The sequence below is a fragment of the Ruminococcus sp. AF17-12 genome (genome assembly GCF_003479245.1).
Classification (GTDB): Bacteria; Bacillota; Clostridia; order Lachnospirales; family Lachnospiraceae; genus Blautia_A; species Blautia_A fusiformis.
Window position 1 is genome coordinate 275,814 of sequence record NZ_QUGY01000004.1, and the last position, 6,146, is coordinate 281,959.

Annotated in this window: 6 protein-coding genes; all 6 read left to right on the forward strand. The window is 44.9% G+C overall.

Annotation, left to right across the window (positions count from 1 at the left end):
- Window positions 1–42 precede the first annotated feature (42 nt).
- Window positions 43–816: an SseB family protein gene (locus DWW77_RS06440; protein ID WP_015525910.1), complete on the forward strand. Its 774-nt coding sequence runs from the start codon at window positions 43–45 to the stop codon at window positions 814–816.
- Window positions 817–888: 72 nt separating this feature from the next.
- Window positions 889–1,266, forward strand: a complete 378-nt coding sequence (locus DWW77_RS06445) for a GntR family transcriptional regulator (RefSeq protein ID WP_015525911.1) — start codon at window positions 889–891, stop codon at window positions 1,264–1,266.
- Window positions 1,267–1,277: 11 nt separating this feature from the next.
- Window positions 1,278–3,743: an ATP-dependent Clp protease ATP-binding subunit gene (locus DWW77_RS06450; protein WP_118608303.1), complete on the forward strand. Its 2,466-nt coding sequence runs from the start codon at window positions 1,278–1,280 to the stop codon at window positions 3,741–3,743.
- A 96-nt stretch (window positions 3,744–3,839) separates the two neighbouring features.
- Window positions 3,840–4,253, forward strand: a complete 414-nt coding sequence (locus DWW77_RS06455) for a hypothetical protein (RefSeq protein ID WP_015525913.1) — start codon at window positions 3,840–3,842, stop codon at window positions 4,251–4,253.
- Window positions 4,247–5,620: a DNA repair protein RadA gene (radA, locus tag DWW77_RS06460; RefSeq protein ID WP_021650957.1), complete on the forward strand. Its 1,374-nt coding sequence runs from the start codon at window positions 4,247–4,249 to the stop codon at window positions 5,618–5,620. The genes DWW77_RS06455 and radA overlap by 7 nt, the downstream gene beginning before the upstream one ends.
- A gap of 124 nt (window positions 5,621–5,744) precedes the next feature.
- Window positions 5,745–5,987: a hypothetical protein gene (locus tag DWW77_RS06465; RefSeq protein WP_015525915.1), complete on the forward strand. Its 243-nt coding sequence runs from the start codon at window positions 5,745–5,747 to the stop codon at window positions 5,985–5,987.
- Window positions 5,988–6,146: the final 159 nt, after the last annotated feature.

A 6,146-nucleotide genomic window follows, 5' to 3' on the forward strand; every position in this document is an offset into this window, starting at 1 on the left:
TGAGGTGTCGCATCCAAGTGATGAGGCAGAGAGGACAGAAAAATGGGAATCAGTGTAGAAGAAGCAATCCATGAGCTCAGAAACAGGGAGGAAGTATTTGTTGCATATTCACAGGCAACCAGACTTCCATATGTGACCTGTGATGAAGAAACATTTAATGACCAGGCAAGGATTTTTGCCACAGAAGAAGAGATCAAAGAATATGGTAAACAGCTCCTTGAGGATAAGATCCTTCTTATGGGCATGAAATATGAGAAAAAAGACTATCCAAGACTGTATGGTACGCTGTACGCGATCGGAGTGAACAGTGTGATCTGGATCGACGGAGAAGAGAAGATCGAGATTGAGATCGGAAAGATCGCAAACCAGAGAGATATGAGTAAGATCGAGCCGTCAAAGAGACCGCTTCTGAACCCGTCTCTTGAACTTTCCGGAATCTATTTTATGCAGGAATTGCGTCGCCCGGTAAAACAGGAAGAGCATAAGAATATCCGTGAGTTGGAAGAAGAGCTGATAGCAAACCTGCGTAAGGCAGAATTCCTGATCGCGATCAATGCAGAGCAGGAAGAAGATGGAAAGCTCCATATTCCGTATCTGAAAAATAAAGAGGATAAGATCATGCAGCCTGTGTTTACAGATGTTATGGAATTTGAGAAATTTGGAAGAGGCAAGAATCTCCGTGTTGCGAAAGTGACTATAGACAAACTTCCGAGCCTGATGATTCCGCAGGCAAACGCTTATGTGGTAAATCCAATGGGATTTAATCTGGTTCTTAACAAAGAACAGATAGAGAAGATTGCAGGGATCAGTAAATAAAAACAAAAATCACAGCAGGCTGCCAGGATGAAACTGTGCAGCCTTTTGCTGTTGTAGAGGAGAGATTACCCTATGGTGATAGAAATCGATTTTAACAGTGATGAGGCAATCTATATGCAGATCACCAATCAGATCATAATGGGGATCGCTACATCAAGGCTTCATGAAGGGGATACTCTGCCTTCTGTACGGCAGCTTGCAAGCATTGCAGGAATCAATATGCATACTGTGAATAAGGCATATGCGCTGCTTCGTCAGGAAGGCTTTGTGACTATTGACAGGCGAAAGGGAGCGGTGATCTCCATAGATGCAGATAAGGTCAGAGCACTGGAAGAAATGAAACAGAATCTGACAGTAGCAATGGCATGGGGATGCTGTAAAAATGTAACAAGAGAAGAAGTCCATCAGCTGGTGGACGAGATTTTTGACGAGTATGACACAGACAGATAGGAGGAGACATCATGCAGGAACGATATACAAAACAGGCAGAGAATGTTCTTGCTCTGGCAAAAGAGGCAGCCAGCTCCTGCGGACATAGTTATATCGGCACGGAGCATCTGCTGGTCGGGCTTGTAGAAGAAAAGGAGGGCACAGCAGGAAGAGTTCTGGAGGAGTTTGGGATCCAGGCTGATAAAGCGATGGCTCTGATCGATAAACTGATCGCACCGCCGGGAAATACGGCTGTTTCACAGAAACCGGGATTCAGTCCGAGAACCAGAAGAGTTCTTGAGGGTGCATATGCAGAAGCAGAATCCATGCGTTTTGAGGAAGTTGGGACAGAACATATTCTGCTGGCAATGTTGAAAGAAACAGACTGTGTGGGTACCAGACTGCTGTACACAATGGGTGCCAATATCCAGAAGCTTTATGCGGCAGTGCTGACAGCTATGGGAATGGACAGCGATGCCATTGCGGAAGAATTCCAGGCTGTAAAAGCTTCAAAGGGAAGAAACAGCAGTGTAACACCAACTCTGGATCAGTATAGCCGAGATCTGACGGCCATGGCAGAAGAAGGTAAGCTGGATCCTGTAGTGGGAAGGGATAAAGAGATTGCCAGACTGATCCAGATCCTGAGCAGAAGAACAAAGAACAATCCCTGCCTGACTGGAGAGCCGGGAGTAGGAAAAACGGCTATCGTAGAGGGACTTGCACAGCGGATCGTCACAGGAATGGTACCGGATACTGTGAAGGATAAGCGGGTTGTAGTTCTGGATCTTTCCGGAATGGTCGCAGGAAGTAAATATCGCGGTGAGTTTGAAGAACGTATCCGAAATGTGATCGATGAGGTAAGCGAACAGCAGGGAATATTGCTCTTTATTGATGAGATCCATACGATCATCGGAGCAGGTGGAGCGGAAGGTGCACTGGATGCTTCCAATATCCTGAAACCGTCTCTTTCCCGTGGAGAGATCCAGCTGATCGGAGCAACGACACTGGAAGAATATCGGAAATACATTGAAAAGGATGCAGCGCTTGAACGGCGTTTTCAGCCTATCATCGTGGAAGAGCCTACAGAAGAGGAGGCTGTTGAAATCCTGAAGGGGTTGCGCCCATATTATGAAAAACATCATGATGTAGAGATTCTGGATGAGGCCCTTGAGGCGGCTGTAAAAATGTCCGTTCGTTATATCAATGACCGGTTTCTTCCGGATAAAGCCATTGACATTATTGATGAGGCAGCGTCGAAAGTACAACTGGCGGGATATCGTCCGTCTCCGAAAGCAGAAGCACTGGAAAGAGAGATCCACGATATTCTGAAACAAAAAGAACAGGCAGTCATAAATGCAGATCTTGAAGGTGCAAAAGCAGCACAGGCAAAGCAGAATGAGGCGGAAGCAGAATTGGAAAAGATCCGAAGAAAGGCGGAGCGGAAAAATCGGAAAAATCCACTTACAGTTGAGGAAGAGGCAGTTGCCGGTATTGTGTCTGACTGGACAAAAATACCTGTACAGCGTCTGACAGAGGGGGAATCCCGTAGGCTTGCAAATTTGGAAAAGGTTCTGAAAAAACGTGTGATCGGACAGGATGAGGCAGTTTCTGCAGTTGCCCGTGCGGTAAAAAGGGGAAGAGTAGGATTAAAGGATCCCGCAAGGCCTATAGGTTCTTTCTTATTCCTGGGACCTACCGGAGTGGGAAAAACGGAGCTTTCCAAAGCGCTGGCGGAAGCTGTATTTGGAAGTGAGCAGGCAATGATCCGTGTAGATATGTCCGAATATATGGAAAAACATAGTGTTTCTAAAATGATCGGATCGCCGCCCGGATATGTAGGCTATGAAGAAGGTGGACAGCTCAGCGAAAAAGTGCGCAGAAATCCATACAGTGTCATTCTTTTTGACGAGATTGAAAAGGCTCATCCGGATGTGTTTAATATTCTTCTGCAGGTACTTGATGATGGTCATATTACAGATGCTCAAGGCAGAAAAGTGGATTTTAAGCAGACGATCATTATCATGACTTCCAACGCAGGTGCGCAGATGATCATGGAACCGAAACATCTTGGATTTATGTCCGGAGATACGGAAAAGCGTGATTATGAACGGATGAAGTCCGGAGTGATGGAAGAAGTGCGGCGGATGTTTAAACCGGAATTTCTGAACCGGATCGATGAGATCATGGTATTCCATTCTCTGAATAAAGAAAATATCAGGAAGATCGTTACTATTCTTTTGAAAAACCTGGAAAAACGCTGTCAGGAACAGCTGGATATCATACTGAAAGTTACCGGAGCAGCTAAAGATCTTATCGCAGATGCAGGCTTTGACAGTAAATACGGTGCAAGACCGTTGCGTCGTGCGATCCAGACAAAGATTGAGGATGAGATGGCAACAGAAATCCTTGAAGGTCGGATCAAAGCCGGTGATGCCGTACAGGTGAAGGTCAAAGACAAGAAAATCTGCTTTGAAGTAAAAGATGCGGAGAAAGCGTAAGAATTTTATTACTTTCTATAGCCAAAAAAACAGAAATAAGTTATAATTAACAAAATTAAAACTATACAACGAAAGATTTCAGGAGGACATAAGATCATGGCAGTGGTACAGGAATTGATCCGCACAGAAGATAATGGGACTATCAGTTTTGGAGATTATGAATTAAATCAGAAATCCAAATTGTCGGATTATCAGTATCAGGGAGATATGTATAAAGTAAAAACATATAAGGAGATCACCAAACTTGAGCGTAATGGAATGTTCGTATATGAGTCTGTTCCGGGAACCAGTGTGTTCCATCTTCAGCAGGATGGAACAGCAATGAGTTTTGAGGTTCAGGGCTTTGAGGATTCTCAGATTACTGTTGAACTTGAAGCTGAGACAGAGTATCAGGTATTTATTGATGATGTAAGTACAGGTACAATGACCACAAACCTGGGCGGCAAGCTTTCTTTCAGTGTTGAACTGGATGCGAACACCAAAGCAGAAGTTAAAATTGTAAAATGCTAAAAAATAAAAAAACGGTTTATTTCTGTCAGGAATGCGGGTATGAATCAGCCAAGTGGATGGGGCAGTGCCCGGCATGCAAGGCATGGAATACTTTTGTGGAGGAAACGGTTTCTTCCAAAAAATCTTCCTCAGGGAGTATTAAAACTACACAAAAGAAAACGGAGCCTGTAGTTCTGAAAGATATCAGTCTTTCTTCAGATGAACGTCAGAGCTGCGGAATCGGTGAACTTGACAGGGTGCTGGGAGGCGGAATCGTCCCCGGCTCCCTTGTTTTGGTAGGTGGAGATCCTGGTATTGGCAAGTCTACATTGTTGTTGCAGGTGTGCAGAAATTTATCTTCACAGGGGATTTCTGTTTTGTATATTTCTGGTGAGGAGTCTCTCAGACAGATCAAGCTCCGGGCAGATCGGCTTGGAACGTTTAATGATAAATTGAAACTGCTCTGTGAGACGAATCTTGAAAATATCCGGGAGATCATTGAGCGGACGAAACCAGATGTAGCTGTTGTGGATTCTATCCAGACGATGTTTCATGAAGATATTTCGTCTGCACCGGGAAGTGTTTCTCAGGTGAGGGAATCTACCAATGTACTGATGCAGATCGCTAAGGGTATGGGTGTGTCCATTTTTATCGTGGGTCATGTGACCAAGGAGGGAAATGTGGCAGGTCCTCGTGTACTGGAGCATATGGTAGATACTGTGCTTTACTTTGAGGGAGACAGGCATGCTTCTTACCGGATCCTGCGTGCGGTGAAAAATCGTTTTGGTTCTACCAATGAAATTGGTGTTTTTGAGATGCAGAATTCCGGACTTGAAGAAGTGAAGAATCCTTCTGAGTTCCTTTTGAATGGAAGACCGGAGAATGCTTCGGGGTCTGTTGTTGCATGTTCTATGGAGGGGACGAGACCGATTTTGGTGGAGATCCAGGCTCTGGTGTGTCAGAGTAATTTTGGAATTCCGAGAAGAACAGCAGTTGGTACGGATTTTAATCGTGTGAATCTTTTGATGGCGGTTCTGGAGAAGAAGGCGGGAGTTCATCTTGCTGCTTCGGATGCTTATGTGAATATTGCGGGTGGCATGAAGATGACAGAGCCGGCGATCGATCTGGGGATTTGTCTTGCTATTATTTCCAGTGCGAAGGAGATCGTGATCCCGGATTCTGTGATGGCGTTTGGTGAAATTGGTCTGAGTGGCGAGGTTCGTGCAGTGAGTATGGCCGGACAGCGTGTGCAGGAAGCGAAAAAGCTTGGGTTTGAGACGGTGATACTTCCTGAGGTGAACCGGACGGCTACAGAGAGTATTAAAGGAATTAAATTGGTTTATGTGGCTGGGATCCGGGATGCGATTTCTTTTATCAGAGGGTTGTGAGTTTCTGGCAGGTTATTTTGAATAGGATCATGTGGTCAGCCGCTGTATGGTTTGTACGGCGGCTGTGTTTGGGTTAATAGATAAAAAAACATAGATGATAGTAAGGGAAAGGCTGGTGTTGGTTATGGGTATTGGTAATATTGGAAATATTGGAAATATGATGAAGGTTATGAATGCATGGAATACATTTAAACAGAATCATCCGAAGTTTCCGGCATTTTGTAGTGCGGTTTCCCGGCGTGGGATTCGTGAGGGGAGCATTCTTGAGGTGACGTATATTAGCCCTGAGGGTGAGAAGCTGACTACGAATATTAAAGTGCAGGCCAGCGATCTTGAGTTGCTGAGAGAACTTTCTGGTGGTAATTGAGTTGAGCAGATAGCGAATGTTGATTATATATTGTATATGTCTGTTTGACGGGTATTTTGGTTCCGGTGTCTGGCAGTGTTGGAACTGCCGGGTGCCGTTTTTTTGTGTGACAGTAAAAATAAACCCCCTGCTATGCAGGGGGAGGGAAGATCTTTAGAT